At 39.6% G+C, this 1,464-nt stretch carries 1 protein-coding gene and 1 pseudogene; both read left to right on the top strand.

Features of this window, described 5'->3' with window-relative positions; translation table 11 throughout:
* Positions 1 to 227, top strand: a pseudogene (locus G322_RS24040) (IS701 family transposase); the annotation flags it as partial.
* Positions 228 to 345: 118 nt separating this feature from the next.
* Positions 346 to 1,371, top strand: a complete 1,026-nt coding sequence (gene gntR / locus G322_RS0119250) for a gluconate operon transcriptional repressor GntR (protein WP_022943280.1) — start codon at positions 346 to 348, stop codon at positions 1,369 to 1,371.
* Positions 1,372 to 1,464 lie beyond the last annotated feature (93 nt).

The raw sequence follows: 1,464 nt of genomic DNA, 5'->3' as shown, positions 1-1,464 counted from the left end.
TTTTCCATCAAAACATAAAATCCAATACTGCGTTAGCAAAATCGCCTGCCAAAACAATAAAGACGCAAAGCAACCCTATTTTCATGTCATTGCTAGCCACGGTCGAGTTAGAGTGCTTGAGTATAAAAAAAGGGCTAACGACATTCGGTTTAAAAATGAAACTTGATATCAAAGCACAAAAAGCAGCAATTGAGGCTTTGCACCTAGAACAAGCCTCAACTGCGTAACATCAGTTAATAATGAATCGCTAACAGCTTGGGATAAATTTAGCTAGGTGGATTAATTGAGCGGTTACCTTGAATTTACTGGTATGTTACGTGTAACATCGTGGTGTAAGAAAATATTATGGAAAAAGACAATGTGATGAAAAAAAATAATAAGAAAAAAAGGCCAACTCTGCAAGATGTCGCTAATCTGATTGGTGTCACTAAGATGACCATTAGTCGTTACTTGAGAGATCCTTCGAAAGTTTCAGCTGACATGCAAAAAAAAATTGCGGTTGCTGTTGAAGAGCTTGGTTATATCCCTAACCGAGCGCCAGAATTACTTTCTAATGCCAAGAGCCATGCAATCGGTATATTAGTGCCCTCTTTGGCTAACCAAGTTTTCTCGCAAGTAATACGTGGCATTGAAAGAGTTACCGAGGCTGCTGGATATCAAACCATGCTTGCCCATTATGGTTACAGTGCAGAGCGTGAAGAAGAGCGCATTAGTTTTTTACTCTCTTACCATATTGATGGATTGATCCTTTCTGAAAGCCAACACACTCCAAGAACACTAAAAATGATTGCAACGGCAGATGTTCCTGTTATTGAGATGATGGATACAGTGTCGCCAGCTATTGAGCAAGCTATAGGTATAGATAACTTTGATGGCGGATACCAAATGGTGTCGGCTATGATTGAGAAAGGTTATAAAAACATTGTTTACCTAGGTGCTCGTCTGGATATTCGTACTCAGTTAAGGTTACAAGGTTATGAAAAAGCGATGCAGGAAAATGGCTTGCAGGCAAAGAGTGTGATGACGGAAGCACCATCTTCATTCTCTCTTGGTGCAGATTTATTACAAAAAACATTAACTAAATATCCACAAATAGATGGTATCTTTTGTACCAATGATGATTTAGCTACTGGTGCTGTTTTTGAATGTCAGCGTCAAGGAATACGTATACCACAAGATATTGCAATTGCAGGTTTTCATGGCCATGATTTTGGGCAGTCGATGGTGCCGAAATTAGCGACGGTAGTGACCCCGCGTGAAAAGATAGGGCAGGTAACCGCAGAGCAATTGATTGCACGAATAAATGGAGATCCACTTACTGAGAAGATTATTGACCTTGGCTTTGAAATTTACCACGGAGAAAGTATTTAGTTACCATTACGAAAATGGCCGCAAACAACATATATACCCAAGCGACTTGATACTGTTTCGCATCTAGCTCATGACACTTCAAACTGCAAAATT

The organism is Psychromonas hadalis ATCC BAA-638, assembly GCF_000420245.1.
Taxonomy (GTDB): domain Bacteria; phylum Pseudomonadota; class Gammaproteobacteria; order Enterobacterales; family Psychromonadaceae; genus Psychromonas; species Psychromonas hadalis.
This window is presented reverse-complemented; position numbering and strand designations above follow the sequence as displayed.

Excerpts from the sequence above, each read along its gene's own strand:
- gntR (WP_022943280.1), top strand. The coding sequence starts at position 346 with ATGGAAAAAGACAATGTGATGAAAAAAAATAATAAGAAAAAAAGGCCA.